The organism is Roseibium sp. (assembly GCF_050301095.1).
Lineage (GTDB): Bacteria > Pseudomonadota > Alphaproteobacteria > Rhizobiales > Stappiaceae > Roseibium.
Genome location: NZ_JBNKYW010000295.1, coordinates 1 through 17,852 on the forward strand (window position 1 = coordinate 1; position 17,852 = coordinate 17,852).

Consider the following 17,852-nt stretch of genomic DNA (forward strand, 5'->3'; position numbering starts at 1 on the left):
CACTCGATCGGCGTGTCGATGATGCCGAGCTGCATCAGGGATGCGTTGAGCAGGCCGGAGCGTCCGTTGAGGGCCCACCGCCAGACGACGGCGGTCATCGTCAGGGAAATCGCCCACGGCAGCATGATGATTACCCGGGCAAGGCCGCGGCCGTAAAAATCGTCGTTGAGGATGATGGCGACCGGAACCGAGATGAGGAGCGTTCCGCCGACCACGACTACGGTCCAGATCAGGGTGCGCCACAGAGAGGAATAGAACAACGGGTCGGCGAAGACCTCGGCGAAGTTGGCTATTCCGTTGAAGCCGCGCAGCTGGCCGAAGCGGCTGACTTCCTGCGTCGATGTCCAGGCGAGATCGAGGATCGGATACCCGATGATCGTCACGGCCAGAAGCAACCCCGGAAGGATCATGTAGAGAGGGGCTGATCGCAGGAAGGCTTTCATGGGTGGGTCCGAACGCAGAAGGTCATTTCACTTTCAAAAGACTACAGGAGAGCGGCCGTGGCCGCTCTCCGATTGTTTTATTCCACGCCGCGGATCTTGTTGATCGATGCGGCCGCCGAACCGAGGGCTTCTTCGGGAGTTGCCTGATCCAGGTAGATCTGCTGCATCGCACGCACCGTCGTGTCGGCGATTTCTTCCCAGTTCGCGATGGTCGGCGCGAACTTGGCGTAAGGCAGGCCGGCGGCAAAACCGGAGATGTCCGGATCGGTGGTGTAGTACTCTTCCTTGGCCACGTTCTTGGTGACCGGCAGGAAGCCTTCGCCGCGGTCGAACTTGGAGCGCCATTCATCGGCATATGCGAATTCGATGAACTTCCAGGCCGCGTCCTTCACGTCGGAATCGGCGAACATCATCAGCGTGTCGGTCACGCCATAGGTCGCATTCGCGCGTTTTTCCGGGAACGGCATGATCTTGTAGTTCAGGTCAGGCGCTTCCGCCTTGATCTGCGGGATCAGCATCGGGAAGGTGAAGATGGTGCCGACCTTGCCCTGTTTGAACAGGTTGAACACGTCTTCGCGGCTGTAGTTGGTCGGAGACGGCTGGGTCAGGCCCTCGTCGATCATCTGCTTGTAGAAGGTCGCCGCTTCGATCGCCTCCGGGGAGTCGATGCCGCTGGAGCCGTCGGCATTCAGGATGTTGCCGCCGAAGGTCCACAGCGCATAGTAGAAATAGGCGTCGGTCTCGATTTCCTTGCCCTGAAGGCCAAAGGCATAGGTATCCGGCAATGCCGCGATCTTCTGGGAAGACGCATAGAGCTCGTCCCAGTTCGTCGGCGGTGCCACACCAGCCTTTTCATAAAGGTCCATGTTCACCATCATGGCGCGCGCCGAGGCGGCGACCGGAAGACCCATGATCTGACCGTCGATCACCGACGGGGCCATGAAGGTGTCGATGAAGGTGCCCTTGAATTCGGGAGTGAGGTAACCGTCGATCGGCTCGGCGATGCCCTGCGAAGCAAAGTCGAGCAGCCAGCGTGTGCCGATGATCGAGATGTCCGGGGCGCTGCCACCGGCGATATCCGTCGTCAGGCGCTGCAACAGCGTATCCCAGGGCACGACCTCGATGTTGATCGTGATATCCGGATTCTGCTTCTGGAAGGCATCGGCGACTTCCTGGAAGAAGGGGCCGGTCTTCGAGCTGTATTCGGCGACCGTGAAGTCCACGACCGTTTCCGCGGAGGCCGCCGGCGCGAAAGCACCGATCGCGAGTGCCGCCAGAGATGTTGCCATCAAGCTTGGGCGTTTCATCAAGCATACTCCTATAGGCATTACGTCATTTGTGTCAGGTGTGACGCGATCTCTAAGTCTCGGCGTCGGCGAGGTGACGTCCTCTGGAGATGATGTTGCGCATAGATGTCGTTTCCTAGAAATCAATAATTCGCATGGTGGTATGAGTGCGCGGCATAGCGGTCATGCCGTTGTTCAGGCTCAGGTTTTTGGTGCGCTTTCAATGCGCGCCCTCATCTAGGGCAATTAAAAAAAACGCGGCAGGCCTGGTTGGCGTGCCGCGTCAAGTTAACCAGAAAGATCAGTGACTAATCTTTCTCGGGCTTCCAGTCATGCTGTGGCTCGTAGCCCAGAACCCGGCGTGCCTTTTCGATCGACAGCAAAGTCTGCCGGCCTTCAAGCGAACCGCGGATCGGCACTCCTGGAAACACTTCACGCATCAGGTCCGCGCTTCGCGTTTCCATGACGGTATCCGAGTTGGCGATGATGAAATGGTCGGCCCCGACGAGATCGGCATGAAGGGCCTTTTCGACGGCCTGCGCGCAATCCCGCGCGTCGATATAACCCCACAGGTTCCATTCACGGAAGTGCGGGGTGTCCTGCCACGTCGCGAAGCGGTCGTAGTCCGCGGGCTCCATCACGTTCGACAGGCGAAGGCCGATGAAAGTGCTGTCCGGGTTCCATCGCTGCATCTGCCGCGCCATCTCTTCGCCGAGGTCCTTCGACAGCGAATAGGCGCTTTCCGGACGCATCGGGTGATCTTCGTCGATGGGGGCGTACGCGGGAGGATTGTCGGGACTGAACGGCAGGCCGAGCGTGGTTTCGCTCGAGGCCCAGACGATGCGCCTGACGCCGACCCTTAGGGCGGCATCGAACACGTTATAGGTCGACATCATGTTGTTGCGGAAGGTCGCGTCCTCGGGCATGAGGTCGGGTGCGGGCACGGCCGCAAGATGCACGACCGCGTCCGGGGTGCTGAACTTGCGGAAGGGATGGTCTTTCCCGCCGGTCCACTGGAGAGCGTCCATTACCTGCCCGCGATCGTTCAGGTCGACGCGATAAAAGGGGCAGATCGGATCGGACGAAGGCTGCATGTCGAGGTTCAGCACCTCGTATCCGTTTTCGACGAGATAGCGGCAGACCGCCCTGCCAGCCTTCCCGCTCCCTCCGGTAACAACGATATTCTTCATGTCTGGCCCTTGTATTCCGAACGCTCGCACCCGGTCCGGGGCCTTTTTGGGCCGCGTTGCCGGGAGCCGTTGAATTCAAGCTACACTCGCTCACATACGCGTGCGAATACAGAATACGAATGCCGTCATAACCGTTTGGCATTGGCCAAGCTTCAGAGGAAGCGGCGACAGTGTCCGCAGACAAGACAATGGCCCGTACCGTAGCACCATGCGCGGTCATGAAAACAACCCGGCAGACGGAGAGACCGCCCGATGTCCCGCGGGATGTACCTTTATCCATGGGATCTGCATGAGGAGGGCGTGGAGACCGTCACGGACCGGTTGCGTGCAGCCGCGATCGATACCGTCTTTCTGGCCACGGCCTATCATGCGGGCAAGTTCCTCAGGCCGCACGCGCCCTCGGGGAAAGTCTATTTTCCACACGACGGGACGGTCTATTTCCGCCCGCGCGATGGAATGTACGGCCGTCTGAAACCACAGGCCGCGCCGCTTGTCGACACTTTCGACGCCATCGGCTCCCTTGCTCAAAAGGCGCCGGACCTCAAGCTTACAAGCTGGACGGTCGGGCTTCACAACACCCGTCTCGGACTGCTGCACGACGATCTCGTTTGCCGGACGGCTTATGGCGACCCGCTCTTCAACGCGCTCTGCCCGTCTCATCCGGAAGTGCGGGACTTTCTCGTTTCACTGTGTGTCGACATCGGCAAGGAGCGCGGCGTGTCGGAAATCGCGCTCGAAACGCCCGGGTTCCAGGCCTATCGTCACGGCCATCATCACGAATTCGAGCTGGTCGAGCTCTCGCCAACCGCCGAGTCGCTGCTCGGGCTCTGCTTCTGCAACGCCTGTTGCGGCCGCGCCAGGGAAAGCGGGATTGATGTTGCGGGGCTTGCCCGGTCTGCCAGGACGGCCCTCGACCGGTTCTTTGAAACCGGGGAAACGCTTGCCGGCGAGCTGCAGGACGATCCGGACTGGGCCGCTTTCATCGACTGGCGCGCCGAAGTGGTGACGAGCCTCGTTCGCCGTATCCGCCAATCCCTCGACGCTTCCGCGTCGCTGGCCGTTATTCCGACAGTACAGTCGCCGAATGATCTGTGCTGGCGCGAAGGCAGCGATCTCGCCAGCCTGGCCAGGGCCGCGGACCGGCTCGAAGTGCCTGCCTACCAGGTCGGACCCGACGATATTGCCGCCGACATGGCGAAAGTCCGGCAGGCCGCGGGGTCATCGGCTCAGATCGGTTTCATTCTGCGGCCGAGCTGGCCCCACCTGCGGAACGTCCGGGACCTGCGGGTGTGCGTTGGCGCGGCGCATCGCCACGAGGCGGAATCCATCTCCTTTTACAACTACGGGCACATGCGGCTTCAGTCCCTGGACTGGATTGCCGCCGCCAACGGTGTCCACGACTGAAACAGGTAAAAAAAGACAATGGCAAGATACAGCGACACCACTGCAATCGTCACCGGTGCTGCACATGGAATAGGACGCGCTATCGCTGCGAGGCTGGCTGCGGAAGGCGCTGCGGTCGCGGTTCTGGACATCGACGGTGCCGGCGTCGAAGAGACCGCCGGACTTTTGCGGGACGCGGGGCACGACGCACGGGCCTATCGGGCCGACATCACGGATTTCCCGTCGCTCGACGCAGTTGTTTCGCAGATCGAACAGGAGATGGGGCCGGTCGGGCTCCTGGTAAACAATGCTGCTTACACCGATGCGGGCGATCTTGAGGGAATGGCGCTCGACGCCTGGCACCGGGAAGTGGAGATCAACCTGCATGGCACATACCACTGCTTGCGGTCCGTTCTGCCGCGGATGACGGAAAGGCGTGCGGGTGCGATCGTGAACATCGCGTCTGTCAACGGTGTCCGGTATTTCGGCAACCCGAGTTACAGCGCCGCCAAGGCGGGCATCATCAACCTGACGCAGTCGGTTGCCAGCGAATACGGCAAGCACAACATACGCTGCAACGCCATCCTGCCGGGCTCGGTCCGCACCGATAACGCAAGCTGGAAGATCCGCCAGCAGAAAGATCCCGGGATCTTTCAGAAACTGGGCCGGTGGTATCCGCTCGGCCGGGTCGGCGAGCCTGAGGACATCGCAAAGGCGGTCGCGTTTCTCGGGTCGCAGGATGCCGACTACATCACCGGTGTCGCCCTGCCCGTCGATGGTGGTCTGCTTTCCGGCATGAACGTGATGATCGGCGAATTCGTTTTCGAGTCCGACAAAGAAACTGCGGAGGCCTGATCCATGCTGGTGATTTCGGAAAACCTGGCCCAGGAACTGGTGAGCGTGGAAGATGCCATTGCCGCGGTTGAAACCTGCTTTGCGGCCATGGCGCGCGGCGACGCACGCAACTACCCGGTGGTGCGCGAGCTCGTCGGCTATGCGGACGCGGTCTACGGCGTGAAAGCGGGCGGGGACACTTCCGTTCCCTTCCTGGGGCTCAAAGCCGGTGGGTACTGGCCGAACAACCTCCCCAAGGGCCTGACCAACCACCAGTCTTCAACGCTGCTGTTCGATCCGGAAACCGGCCGCGCCTCTGCGCTGGTGAGCGCGAACTATCTGACCGGCGTGCGGACCGGCGCCTCCAGTGCAATCGCAACCAAATGGCTATCCCGGCGGGATGCGTCTGTGCTCGGGATCCTCGGTACGGGTGGCCAGTCCGCCTATCAGCTTCTGGCAACAGCGGCGGTGCGCGAGCTTCGCCGGGTCCATGCCTGGGATCCGTCGGCCGACAACCTGGAGCGGTTCCGTGCGGTTGTCGAAAGCCTTGGCCTGGAGTTCGTGGCGGAGACCGAGCGGCGTGCCGTCGCGGCGTCGGCGGACATTCTGATCACGGTTACGCCGTCGCAATCCCCCCTTCTTGAGAAGGATTGGATCAGGCCCGGAACCCATATCAGCGCCATGGGCGCGGATACGAAGGGCAAACAGGAACTCGATCCGGCCCTGGTGGCCTCGTCGGCTCTGTTTTATGACGAAGCGGCCCAGGCGCTCACCATCGGCGAATGCCAGCATGCTTTTGCCGAGGGGATGATCGCCGAGGCGGACCTGCGCGCATCGATCGGATCGGTCATCGATGGATCCGGCGAAGGCCGCCGGTCCGATCAGGAGATCACGCTCTTTGACGGCACCGGAGTGGCGCTTCAGGATCTGGTGGTAGCCCACCTTGCGGTGCAGCGTGCCCGGGAGCGAGGCCTCGGGCAGACCGTTGACTACTGAGGTGCTTCTTTCTAGCGCAGCAGCTCGGGAAGAAACGACGACAGGCCCGGGAACAGGATCAACAGGACGACCACACCGATCTCCGCAATGAGAAACGGCAGGACAGCCCGCACGATCGGAGTAACCGGGCTGTCCGCGATCCGGCAGGCGACGAAGAGGCAGACGCCGACCGGCGGCGTGATCAATCCGAGTGTCAGCGTCAGGATGACGATCATCGCAAGCTGAAGCGGATCGATTGCCATCCCGGAGGTTACCGGCATGAGCATGGGAACCAGCAGCACGATCGCCGCCCCCGGTTCCAGGAAGGTGCCCACGACGAGCAGGATCGCCATCAGCGCCAGCAGGAACAGGGTCGGGTCGCCCTGGAAGACCTGGGCGAAGGCATTGACCCAGCTTGCGATGCCGCCGACCGTCAGCACATAGGACATGACCGTCGCCGCGGCGATGATGAGGTAGATCGAGGCCGTGATCCGGGCACTGCGCTTCAGGGCGTCCCAGAAACTAGCCAGATCGATGCTTCTGAATACGAAGACGGAAATCAGAAGCGCATAAAGAACTGCGACCCCGCCGGCTTCGGTTGCGGTGAAGACGCCCAGAAGCGTTCCCAGCACAATCAGGACCGGCAGCCCCAGCACCAGCAATCCGTCGCGGACCAGGGTTCCGAGTTCACCAGGCTCGATCCGCGATTCCGACTTCGGGAGCCGTCCGCCGCGGGCCTGAAACCGGATCACGGTCCACATCGAGCCGGCCATCAAGAGGCCCGGCACGATACCGGCGACGAAGAGATCGATCACGGATTGGCGTGTCACTGCCGCGTAGATGATCATGATGACCGAAGGTGGAATGATTGGCCCGATGATCGAAGAGGCGATGGTGACGGCGGCCGCGTAATGCTTGCTGTAGCCCTCTTCCGGCATGCCCTTGATGAAGATCTGCCCGAGGGCCGCGGTGTCGGCCACGGCGGCCCCCGAGATTCCGGCAAACAGCACCGAGGAGGAGACGTTGGCATAGGCCGTTGCTCCGGGCACGCCGCGTGTCAGCAGACCGGCCAGCCGGATGAGGCGCGTCGTGATTCCGCCCCGGTTCATGATCTCGCCTGCAAGTATGTAGAACGGCGCGGCCAGCAGAACGAAGTTGTCCATGCCGGTGAAAAGCCGGGTCGGCACGGTCACAAGGTTGAGGTCGAGCGCCCACAGGCCGAACGCACCGGATATGCCGAGGGCAAAAACGATGGGAACGCCGGCAAGCAGCAGCAGAACGAAGGCGATGGACATGACGATCATGCGAGGGGATCCCTGGTCTCGATTTCGTCGGTCAGGTTCTCAGGCAAGAGCATCAGGATGATCGACTTGATGAACATCAGTGCCGCTCCCACCGGAATGGCGAGATAGGGAAAGGTCATGGGGATGCGCACTGATGGAGAGACTTGCCGGAAGTTCTTGATTGCGGCGGGAATTCCTTCCCACATCAACAGAAAGCAGAAGGCCGCTATACAACCCAGGACGAGCAGCCGCCGAAACCGTTTGAGCTTGGCGGGCGCACGCTCGCCGAGCAGGTCGATAGCCATGTGTTCGTTGCGCAGAAGTGCGGCGCTGCCTGCCAGCATGACCATCCACGTCGTGGCGTAGCGCATCGTTTCCTCGGTCCAGGACAGCGGATCAACGAGGACATAGCGGAAGAATACCTGTGCCAGGTTCATTGCGATCACGGCCAGCAGCAGCAAGGCGGAGACAACCTCCACGCCATGCATCAGGCCCAGGCCGAAGCGGAACAGTTTTGGTTTCAAGGTTTCATCCTGCCGATGCCGACCGTCCGGCGGTCATTTGATTTGGGAGGGCCGCCCCGAACCGTGTTCGGGGCGGCCGTTGGCGCAGGATTGGCGGCTGTTGTGCCAAGGGGCAGCACATACGCCAATTACGGGGATGGGTGACCCGCCTGTGCCGATCAGAGGCCGTAAAGAGACGCTTCGTGCTCTTTTGCGGTATCGAGAAGTCCCTGAACCAGCTCGGCGCCGACCTGTTCACGCAGGTATTCCAGAACGGGTTCCTGCGAAACGGCGGCAAAGCCTTCCTTCTCGGCCATCGTCGTCATGTGCACTTCGACGCCCTTCTCGCGGATGAGGTCGATGTACTTCTTCGCACCCGCAAGCTTCTGGGTATTCTCGATCCGGGCCGCCAGCGTGGCGGCTTCCAGAACGATGGCTTTCTGGTCGTCGGTCAGACCTTCAAAGAAGGCATCGCTGATGATGTAGGCATGCACTCCGAGGATATGCTCGTCGGTGGACATGTATTTCTGCACGTCCATCAGGTTGTAGTCGTAGTTGACCTGCGCCGGGTTTTCCTGCCCGTCGATGACACCCTGCTTCGCGGCCATGATGATTTCGGACCCCGGCATCGGCGTTGCCGCCGCACCGAAGGATTCTACAAAGCGAATGAAGACCGGGCTTTCCATGACCCGCATCTTGAGACCCTTGAGGTCCTCCGGAGTCCGGATTGGACGAACGTTGTTGGTGAAGTCGCGGAAGCCGTTTTCGCCCCATGACATCACGCGGATCCCGGTATCCTTGCGCATGTTCTCGGCAAGGTCGCCAAAGAACGGGCTGTCGAAGACCGACCAGGCATGCGCCGACGACTTGAACAGGTAGGGGATCGATAGAACCTGGATATTCTTGTAGAAGCCGGCTAGCGCGCCCGTGTCGACGAGGCAGACCTCCACGGTGCCTTGCTGGACCTGTTCCGCGCAGGCGCGCTCGGCCCCGAGCTGGGCACTCGGAAACAGGTCGACGGTGATTTCACCTTCGGTCTTGTATTCGACATGGTTCTTGAACGCGACGAGGGCGTTCCACTCCGGGTTATCCCCCTGCGGAGCGTTCATGCCAAACTTGATTTTCTCGGCGGCAACCGCGCTTCCGGCGGCCAGCGTGGCCGCGAACGCGAGAGCTGATATCGCGCCTTTCAACATCCGTTTCATGGTTTTTCCCTTCTCTGGTGCTCACTCTGGATCAGTGATTTTGGTTTGTTGAGGGTGGGCCCACCGGTCATCGTCCATGGCGGTGAAATCGGTGAACCCCACCCTTTTGGGGCCACGTGCGCGTGTCTTTGCACGCGTCACAGGGTTTCCGGCACATGCCAATTCACCTCTGCATCCAGAGGAAAGATCGGCCGTGGGAAATTCTTGAAATCGAACCGGTTGAGGATCGGAGAAGTCAGGCCGGGCACATCCACTTCGATGACCTGGTCGGGACCGAAGAACTCGTCGAAACCGGCCCGGAAATGGCCACGGGACTTGACGACAGCGGCACGAGCCGCGCCGATGTCCACGCCCATCATTTCGAAGAAGATCGGATCGGCGCATTGGGTCCGGATCGAGATCACGACGACCTGTAAACCCTCCAGGTCCAGCAGGACCGACCTTCCGAGGTTCATGCGGCGGCCGGCGTAGAAGCCCCTGCGGCCGACGCAATCGCCGTCGCGAATGCAGAGCACGCGCGCGTCGGCTTCGAACCGTCTTGAGAAAGAATCCGGCTCGACCCGGTTGAAGACCGCCTTGAAACGCGCGCCCTCTCCGAGGTCTGCCGCTTCTTCGGCCAGGGCCGGATCGTTGATCACGCCGACGATGACCCCCGTCGCCCTGGCGGTATGCAGCGCTTCCAGGATCCACATGGTGTTGCCGTTGCCGCCACCGCCGGGATTGTCTGCAACATCGGCAAGGGCAACAGCGGGAAGACCTGGATCGCGGGCCACTTCCAGCACGCGGTCTACCGCGTCTTCAAGCGGTGTCAGCACCGGCACGAAGCGTTTGTGCTGCTCCCAGGCCATCGCCGCGATTTCCCGGGCAACGCCCTGAGCTCTGCCGTTGGCCCTTCGGGCCGTCACGATGATTGCCAATCCGTTCTTTGCGGTATCGGAATAGGCGAACCCGCCCAGGATCGAGACATTGAAGATGTCGTCGTCGAGGAAACTCTGTCCATAATTAATGATGTCGGCATAGGGGCCGCGGTCCGTCAGAAGCGTGACGGTCGGCGGCGTTACTGGAAGACGGATGAAAGCGACATCCGGCTTCATTCCGCGAAGCAGTTCCTGAAGGATCTCAGCGGCGTCCTTGCCGCGCGCCAGCATGTCGACATGCGGGTTGGTCTGGTAGGATACGATCGCATCAACCGAGCGGACCATCTTTTCCGAAACGTTTCCATGAAGGTCGAGCGTGGCGACGACCGGCACGTCAGGGCCGACGATGGAGCGGACCATCGCGAAAATTTCACCATCGGGGTCATTCGATTCCGTGGTGATCATCGCGCCATGGTTCGAGATGTAGACCCCGTCCAGCGGTCCCGCGGCCTCCAGACGGTCCCGCATTTCCTTGATGGTGGTTTCGAAGAACGCATGGTCCATCGGCCCACCGGCTTCGACGAGTCCCACCAGGATCGGAACCGGCGTCCACCCGCCCCTTATGTCCATCTGCGAAGCGAAGCCGCGGATTTCGGTCGGAATTTCCGGGTCGTTGCTGTGCAGGTCTTCGATGATTTCGTCACCAGCCAGAAAGACCCGGTTGAGGAAATCCTCCTCCGTGGTCACGGGGGCGAACCGGTTGCTTTCCAGCATCAGGCCCAGGATCGCAATTCGCAGCTGGGATGGGTCTTGCATGTCTTATATTCCTGTGCACTCCGTTCTCTCCAGTTAGCCCCGACGAGGCACGCCCGGCTAATGCAAGGTCCTACTAGTGCGATGCACAGGAAGCATCGGCTGCAAATCACGGCCCCGAAGACATGCAAATGCGGCATGGGCCGATTGGTAAAAAACATTCGTCACGTGACGCGCGCGCCTGATACCCCGATGGAAACTCTCCGGAGCAGAGACATCCCGGAGGCATCAAGGCGAGGCAGCTATGACACGGGAAATCCGCCCCTACTGGCAGAACTTCATTGATGGGACCTGGGTGGACGGCGCCGACGGCAGCCGCATCACGGTGACCGATCCGGCGACCGGTGAGCCGGTGAGCGAAGTTGCCAGGGCGATGCCCGCGGATGTGGACAGGGCCGTTGCGGCGGCACGCAAGCGTTTTGAAAGCCGGACCCTTCAGGACATGCGCCCGAACCTTCGCGGCGATCTGATGCTGGAAGTGGCGGATCAGCTCGAACACCTCGCCGACGAAATCGCCACTCTCGAGTGCTTCGACAACGGCAAGACCCTGGCAGCAGGCCGGGCCGAAGTGGCACTGACCCAGCGGTATCTGAGGTACTACGGCGGCATGGCCGACAAGCTAGAGGGCCGCCAGATTCCGTTGGGCGACGGGCTTCTCGATTATACGATGCATGTGCCCTACGGCGTTTCGGCCCAGATCGTGCCCTGGAACGGACCACTGCCTGTCGGCGCGCGGTCGGTGGCCTGCGCCCTCGTGACGGGCAACACCGTTGTCCTGAAATCGCCCGAGGATTCACCGCTCAGCCTGTTTCTGTTCGCCGAGGCCTGCGAGCGGGCCGGAGTGCCGAGCGGTGCCGTGAACATCATCTGCGGCTACGGCCATGATGCCGGCGCGGCGCTGGCGGCCCACCGGGACATCGACCACATCGTTTTCACCGGATCGGTCGAAACCGGAAAAAGCGTCCTTCGTTCCGCAGCCGAACGTGTCATTCCCTGCGTCATGGAGCTTGGCGGCAAATCCGGCGGCATCGTCTATTCCGACGCCGATCTCGACCGGACGGCGGCGAGTGCCGTGCGTGGCATTTTCCATCACTCCGGCCAGATCTGCTCTGCCGGCTCCCGGCTGATCGTTCACCGCTCGATCCATGACGAACTGATGGAGCGGATTGCCGCTCTCGCCACCAAACGTACCGTCGGTCCGGGGGTCGACGGCTGCGACATGGGCCCGCTCATCTCCGCCCGGCAACTGGAAAAGGTCGAGGACCTGTGCCTCGCGGGTGTCGCCGAAGGCGCCACGCTTCTGATGGGCGGAAGCCGCGTTCCCGGACTGGCGGGCCACTTCATGAGCCCGACGATCTTCACCGGAGTGCGGCCCGGCATGCGGATCGCCCGGGAAGAATTCTTCGGCCCCGTTCTCGTGGTCTTGCCGTTCGACACGCCGGAAGAAGCGATTGCCATCGCCAACGGTACCGACTACGGGCTGGCCGCCGGGGTCTACACACGGGATCTCAGGCTGGCGCACTGGACCGCGGATCGTCTCATCGCCGGACAGGTTTACGTCAACGAATGGTGGGCCGGCGGCGTCGAGACGCCCTTCGGCGGGATGAAACGTTCGGGCTACGGGCGCGAGAAGGGCCAGGAAGCCCTGTTGGGATACGTCCAGACCAAGAACGTCGGCATTCGTCTCTGACCGTGCCGCGCATCGTCGACTATCTTGTCATCGGAGCGGGAACCGCAGGATCGGTCGTGGCGGGCCGGCTTTCCGAGCAGAACCCCGGAACGATTTGTGTCCTGGAGGCGGGCCCGCGCGACCGGCACCCGTCGATCCATGTTCCGGCAGCGGTCGTCCATGCCCTCGGCAACCCGAAGATCAACTGGATGTATCCGACCTTGCCGCACTGGGGAACGGCGGGGCGGGAGTTGATCCAGTCTCGCGGGAAAACGCTCGGCGGTTCGGGGTCCATCAACGGTCACATTTATACCCGCGGGCACCGGAGCGACTTCGACAATTGGGCCGCCAAGGGAAATCCGGGCTGGAGCTATGCCGAGGTCCTGCCCTATTTCCGCAGAAGCGAGACCTGCTTAGGGATCGGAAGCGATCTCTATCGCGGCCGGAAAGGACCATTCACCATTACCGCGATGGACGAGCCGGACCCGCTGGCCGAGGCCTTCATGGATGCGGCGGAAACGCTCGGTATCCCGCGCAACCCCGACTACAACGGCGAAAAACAGGACGGAATTTCCTACGTCCAGCGTTCGATCCACCGTGGGCGCCGTGTCAGTCCGGCACGCGCGTTTCTCTATCCGGCCATGCGGCGCGGCAATACCGAAGTCTTGACCGACGCGCTGGTGACGCGCTTGCTGTTCGAAGGACGCCGGGCAGTCGGGGCCGTCTTCGTCCGCCATGGGGTCGAGCATGAGGTCCGTGCGCGCAAGGAAGTCATCCTCTGTGCCGGCACGATTGCTACCCCGCAACTTCTTCAGGTCTCAGGTGTCGGGTCTCCGGATCTCCTCTCGAAGATCGGAGTTCACGCCGTTCATGCGCTCGCCGGCGTCGGCGAGAACCTCAGCGATCACTACGCCGCGCGGATCGTCCTGAAAATACGAGGTGCGCGCACCATCAACGAGCGCACGAGGGGCTTGCCCCTTGTCGCGGAGTTGTTGCGTTATGCGGCGGTCCGGCGCGGAGCGCTGACGCTATCCCCGACGCTGGTTTACTGCTTCTGGAAATCGCAACCCTGGCAGCCCTTCGGCGACATCCAGGTGTCGTTTACGCCGGCGAGCTATCCCTCAGGTATCTGGTCCGGGCTGGACCGGTTTCCCGGCGCAACAATGGCGTGCTGGCAGCAACGCCCGAAAAGCCGTGGACATGTGCGGGCGCTGTCTGCGGACGTCGGCGTCAAACCGGAGTTTTGTCCGAATTATCTTGGCGAAGAGGAGGACAGGAGGGCCATCGTCAGCGCGATGCGTCTCGCCCGCCGGATCGCAAGGCAACCGGCCTTCGAACGTTTCGTCGAGGAAGAACACTGGCCGGGGCCAAATGTGGAGGATGATGTCGCGCTGCTCGCCCATGCGCGGGAGACGGGAAACACCACCTATCACCCCATCGGAACATGCCGGATGGGTCCGGCGGATCATCCGGCCAGCGTCGTCGACGCTGAGCTCAGGGTCCACGGGATCGAGGCTCTGCGGGTGGCCGACTGCTCGGTAATCCCCGAGATGCTTGCGGCCAACACGAATGCCGCAGCGCTTCTGATTGGCGAAAAGGCGGCCGATCTCGTTCTCGGCCGGCCCGCCCTTCCGGCTGCGGAACTGCTGCCCGCCGACTGATCCGGAGCGTGTTCGAAGGTTCGGACAGGATTGCGCACGCGGGTCAGCGGCGCTGCATCACCAGCAAGTGTACCCGCCATCGATGACGAGCGCGGAACCGGTCATATAGCGTGCGGCATCGCTTGCAAGGTAGACGGCAAGGGGTCCCAGATCCTCGGGCTCGCCCAGTTTGCCCATGGGGATGTTGCGCTCGTATGCCTCGATTATTTCCGGATGCTTCTCGGCCCAGGCCTTGTTCGGATCGGTCGCGAATATGCCGGGACAGATTGCGTTCACCGTAATGCCGTGCGGAGCCCAGTCCGTTGCAAGGCTGCGCGTCAGCATCAGCACGCCCGCTTTCGCCGTCTCGTAGTGACGGCCTGTAATTCCCCGGCCGGCGACGAGCGCATTGATGGAAGCAAGGTTTATGACCCTTCCGCCCTGCCCGCGCCGGATCATGGCACCGCCGATCACCTTGCTGCAGACGAAGGCGGATGTGAGGTTCAGGTCCACCAGTTCCTTCCACTGATCAATAGGCATGTCCTCCACCGGAACATTCGCCCGCCGGCCGCCGACGTTGTTGACGAGAATGTCGAAATCACCGGTTTCTTCGAGCGCCTGCTGGCAGACAGCCTCGCAAGCGGCAGGGTTGCCGACATCGGCGACATAAGTCCGCGCGTCCCGGCCGCGCGTCCGGATCTCCTGCGCCGTCGCTTCGAGCGATGTCCTGTCACGTGCAACGAGCACGACATCCGCCCCGGCATCGGCGATGGCGAGCGCGATTTCCTTTCCAAGACCCCGGCTGCCGCCGGTAATGAAAAGACGTTTTCCTTCAAGAGACAGCCTGTCGAATATACCCATGTGCGACGTTTCTTTCTTTCTCATGCGGGACGGGATCATGGGAACGCACGATCCTTTTGAAGACCTTAAGGACCTGTGGCCAGGCCCCGATTCAAGGGCACAGCCTCGGTCACGGGACGCCGTTTGGGGAATGCCTTGTCCTGATGGTCCGATGCAGGAAACGCATTGCCCTCATTCTTCCGCGTGGCTCAGCCACCAGCGCCCGCCGATAACAATGCCGCGGTGTTCAAGACGGGAGTTCGATGTGATCTCCTCTCCCCTGACGTCAGTGTGGACAAAGGTGCCGCTCGCTTCGGTCAGAAGGGTCGCGTCTCCGGCGGCCCCCACCCGCAACGTTCCGATATCGTCGCGGCGCAGCGCGCGCGCCGGATTGGCCGTCGTTGCTTCGATCACATCCGTCAGGCTCATTCCCAGGGCCATGAATTTCGACATGACCGCGAGCACATCATAGGCTGGCCCGTCCACGCACAACACGTGTACGTCGCTGCTCAGCACGTCCGGTTTGATGCCTTCGCGCAGCATGGCGCGGCCGGAGCGGAAGCTGAAGCCGCCATAGCCGTGGCCGATGTCGAAAATGATGCCGCGCTCGCGCGCTTCCAGGATTTCCCTTCGAATGGTGTCGTCTCCATGGATCGGTGCGTTCGGGAAGGGTCTGTAGCAGTGGGTCAGGATATCGCCGGGACGCAGCACATTCAGCACCTCGTCTCGCGAAGGCGGCGGGTTGTCGATGTGCGCCATGACAGGTAGGCCCAGTTCGTCGGCGACCTCTATCGCGAGGGACAACGGTGCCAGGCCGGAAGAACCGCCGGCACGGAAACCGACCCGGGCCTTCATGCCGACGATGATGTCGAGGTTTTCCTTGGCCACGTTGTAGCATTCCTGGGCGTCCAGCAGGCGCAGATCTTCACATTCGCCCACCATGACGGTCTTGGAAAAGGCGAAGATCCCGGGGAAGGAAATGTTCAGATAGGCGAGAATGCGCTGGTCGCAGGGCTCGATCACATGCTTGCGAAAGCCCGCAAGGTTTCCTGCTCCCGCGCTGCCGGCGTCGACAAAGGTGGTGGTGCCGCTTCGCCGGGCAATCGTATCGGCATCGACGCCGAGAGATGTCCCGCCCCAATAGACATGGGTGTGCAGGTCTATCAGGCCCGGGCTGACGATCAGGCCGGTGACATCGCGAACGTCGCGGGCGGACGATGGATCCAGTCCCGCCTCCATCGCCGCGACCTTGCCTCCCGCGAAGGCAATATCGTAGCTGCCGTCGATGCCCTGGGACGGGTCTATCACTCGGCCACCTTTCAGCAAGAGGTCATACATTCTTTTGTTCCCGTGTTGGTGGACCCTGGCTCTCCCGCGGGGGCCCTGAGCCGGCAAGCATCTGCCGGGCCGTGGTGCATCTGAAGTCAGCCAAGGTCCTCGCTCAGCCAAGGGCAAATGCTTTGATGTGATATTCCGATACGAAATCCTCATAACGCCCCAGATGAATAGGCTCTACAAGGTGACATCGGACATGATATCGCTGGCCGGAACGACGGAAGACGTTGCTCGCGCGGCTGCCGGTCATATACGCTTGACCGAACGGGGTGCCCGGTTGCTTGCAGGGCTTTCCGCCGGAGTGGTGTTGTCTGGAGATTTGTGATGAAAATTGCCGCTGAAATCGAAGCGATGAAGCCCCGCCTCGTGGAATGGCGCCACGATCTTCATGCGCATCCCGAGACGGCGTTCGAGGAACATCGCACGGCGGCGTTTCTGGCCCGGGAATTGCGCGCGGCCGGACTGGAAGTGCACGAGGGCATCGGCCGGACCGGTGTCGTCGCGGTCCTGCGTAATGGCGACGGACCCTCGGTCGGCCTGCGCGCAGACATCGATGCGCTCGATATCATGGAAGCTACCGGTCTGCCCTATGCCTCCGGAACGCCAGGCAAGATGCATGCCTGCGGACACGACGGCCATACGACGATGCTGCTTGGCGCTGCCCTTCACATGGTGGCCAACCCGCCTCGCGGCACGGTCGTTTTCATCTTTCAGCCGGCCGAGGAGAACGAGGGCGGCGCGCGGGTGATGATCGAGGACGGTCTGTTCGAGCGGTTCCCGGTCGACACTGTGTTCGGCATGCACAACTGGCCGGGCCTGCCGGTTGGCGAATTCGCCGTCCACAGCGGCCCGATGATGGCAGCCTTCGATACCTTCGAACTCAAGATCACCGGCAAGGGCGCCCACGCCGCGATGCCCCATCAGGGAATCGATCCGATCCTGGTCGCCGGGCAGATACAGACAGCCTGGCAGGCGATCGTCAGCCGGACCGTCAGTCCCAATGATGCCGCCGTGATCAGCATCACCCAGATTCGGGCGGGAGATACCTGGAACATCATCCCGGACACGGTTCTGATCCGGGGCACCGCGCGCTCGCTCACCCCCGAGGTGCGCGACCTCCTGGAGCGTGAAATGACACATCGCGCCGCCCTGGTTGCCGAGACCTTCGGAGCCCGTGCGGAATTTGAATACCAGCGCCGTTATCCGGCAACCATCAACACCGCACCGGAAACCGATATCGCCCGCACCGCGGCCGAGGCCGTCGCCGGTGCGGATACCGTCCGGCAGGACATGACGGCGAGCATGGGCGGGGAGGATTTCGCCTTCATGCTGGAGAAAAAACCGGGGTCCTATATCTGGATCGGCAACGGCAGCGTCGAGAACGGCAAGAACCTTCACAGCCCGAACTACGATTTCAATGACGACGTGCTCACGCTCGGTGTCCAGTATTGGGTCGAGGTGGCCCGCCGGGCCCTCACCAGGAACAGCGTGAGGTCCGCGGCGTAAAGAGAACGAATTTGTGCATGTGAAGGAAACCGTCCGGCAAATTGCCGTGAAGGCCTTTTCAACCGTCACGAAGTTTCGGACAGTCCATCG

Annotated in this window: 15 protein-coding genes; 6 read left to right on the forward strand and 9 right to left on the reverse strand. The window is 62.0% G+C overall.

The annotated features are described in order from the left end of the window. The 3 genes from ACQY7U_RS25620 to ACQY7U_RS25630 form a co-directional block, all read right to left on the reverse strand. A partial coding sequence (locus ACQY7U_RS25620; RefSeq protein WP_428651257.1) for a carbohydrate ABC transporter permease occupies window positions 1-443 on the reverse strand: 443 nt, incomplete at its 3' end. Window positions 444-520: 77 nt separating this feature from the next. Then, window positions 521-1,750 (reverse strand): ABC transporter substrate-binding protein, encoded by a 1,230-nt coding sequence (locus tag ACQY7U_RS25625; protein WP_428651260.1) that lies wholly within the window; start codon window positions 1,748-1,750, stop codon window positions 521-523. 287 nt (window positions 1,751-2,037) lie between these two features. Next, a complete protein-coding gene (locus ACQY7U_RS25630) occupies window positions 2,038-2,919 on the reverse strand; it encodes an NAD-dependent epimerase/dehydratase family protein (RefSeq protein WP_428651263.1) in 882 nt (293 codons plus the stop codon). A gap of 252 nt (window positions 2,920-3,171) precedes the next feature. On the opposite strand from ACQY7U_RS25630, the gene ACQY7U_RS25635 reads away from it, so the two are divergent. Genes ACQY7U_RS25635 through ACQY7U_RS25645 form a run of 3 tightly spaced genes read left to right on the forward strand, consistent with a single transcriptional unit; the run spans window position 3,172 to window position 6,132 of the window. Beyond that, window positions 3,172-4,323 carry a hypothetical protein gene (locus ACQY7U_RS25635; protein WP_428651266.1) on the forward strand — a complete coding sequence of 384 codons (1,152 nt, stop codon included), beginning with the start codon at window positions 3,172-3,174 and terminating at the stop codon, window positions 4,321-4,323. Window positions 4,324-4,341: 18 nt separating this feature from the next. Beyond that, window positions 4,342-5,157, forward strand: a complete 816-nt coding sequence (locus ACQY7U_RS25640; protein WP_428651269.1) for an SDR family NAD(P)-dependent oxidoreductase — start codon at window positions 4,342-4,344, stop codon at window positions 5,155-5,157. Between the two features lie 3 nt (window positions 5,158-5,160). Next, window positions 5,161-6,132, forward strand: coding sequence for an ornithine cyclodeaminase family protein (locus ACQY7U_RS25645; RefSeq protein ID WP_428651272.1), 972 nt, complete (start codon window positions 5,161-5,163; stop codon window positions 6,130-6,132). An 11-nt stretch (window positions 6,133-6,143) separates the two neighbouring features. Here the strand turns inward: ACQY7U_RS25645 and ACQY7U_RS25650 are convergent, their stop codons facing one another. From ACQY7U_RS25650 to ACQY7U_RS25665, 4 genes are all read right to left on the reverse strand, one after another. Further along, window positions 6,144-7,415 (reverse strand): TRAP transporter large permease, encoded by a 1,272-nt coding sequence (locus ACQY7U_RS25650; RefSeq protein WP_428651275.1) that lies wholly within the window; start codon window positions 7,413-7,415, stop codon window positions 6,144-6,146. Further along, window positions 7,412-7,918: a TRAP transporter small permease gene (locus ACQY7U_RS25655; RefSeq protein ID WP_428651277.1), complete on the reverse strand. Its 507-nt coding sequence runs from the start codon at window positions 7,916-7,918 to the stop codon at window positions 7,412-7,414. The genes ACQY7U_RS25650 and ACQY7U_RS25655 overlap by 4 nt, the downstream gene beginning before the upstream one ends. Before the next feature lie 158 nt (window positions 7,919-8,076). After that, the gene (locus ACQY7U_RS25660) at window positions 8,077-9,102 is read right to left on the reverse strand and encodes a DctP family TRAP transporter solute-binding subunit (RefSeq protein WP_428651280.1); all 1,026 of its coding nucleotides are present in this window, start codon (window positions 9,100-9,102) and stop codon (window positions 8,077-8,079) included. A gap of 137 nt (window positions 9,103-9,239) precedes the next feature. Further along, complete coding sequence (locus ACQY7U_RS25665; protein ID WP_428651282.1) at window positions 9,240-10,775, reverse strand: M81 family metallopeptidase; 1,536 nt, start codon at window positions 10,773-10,775, stop codon at window positions 9,240-9,242. Between the two features lie 241 nt (window positions 10,776-11,016). Between ACQY7U_RS25665 and ACQY7U_RS25670 the strand changes: the two genes are divergently transcribed. Both ACQY7U_RS25670 and ACQY7U_RS25675 read left to right on the forward strand, forming a co-directional pair. Then, the gene (locus ACQY7U_RS25670; protein ID WP_428651284.1) at window positions 11,017-12,462 is read left to right on the forward strand and encodes an aldehyde dehydrogenase family protein; all 1,446 of its coding nucleotides are present in this window, start codon (window positions 11,017-11,019) and stop codon (window positions 12,460-12,462) included. Window positions 12,463-12,464: 2 nt separating this feature from the next. Further along, window positions 12,465-14,102 carry a GMC family oxidoreductase gene (locus ACQY7U_RS25675; protein WP_428651286.1) on the forward strand — a complete coding sequence of 546 codons (1,638 nt, stop codon included), beginning with the start codon at window positions 12,465-12,467 and terminating at the stop codon, window positions 14,100-14,102. 57 nt (window positions 14,103-14,159) lie between these two features. On the opposite strand, the gene ACQY7U_RS25680 is transcribed toward ACQY7U_RS25675, so the two are convergent. Both ACQY7U_RS25680 and ACQY7U_RS25685 read right to left on the reverse strand, forming a co-directional pair. Then, on the reverse strand, window positions 14,160-14,942 hold the full coding sequence (locus ACQY7U_RS25680) for an SDR family NAD(P)-dependent oxidoreductase (RefSeq protein ID WP_428651289.1): 783 nt from the start codon (window positions 14,940-14,942) through the stop codon (window positions 14,160-14,162). Window positions 14,943-15,113: 171 nt separating this feature from the next. Next, window positions 15,114-16,259, reverse strand: coding sequence for an amidohydrolase/deacetylase family metallohydrolase (locus ACQY7U_RS25685; protein WP_428651292.1), 1,146 nt, complete (start codon window positions 16,257-16,259; stop codon window positions 15,114-15,116). A gap of 321 nt (window positions 16,260-16,580) precedes the next feature. Between ACQY7U_RS25685 and ACQY7U_RS25690 the strand changes: the two genes are divergently transcribed. Beyond that, window positions 16,581-17,762: a M20 aminoacylase family protein gene (locus ACQY7U_RS25690; RefSeq protein ID WP_428651295.1), complete on the forward strand. Its 1,182-nt coding sequence runs from the start codon at window positions 16,581-16,583 to the stop codon at window positions 17,760-17,762. The last annotated feature ends 90 nt before the right edge of the window (window positions 17,763-17,852 follow it).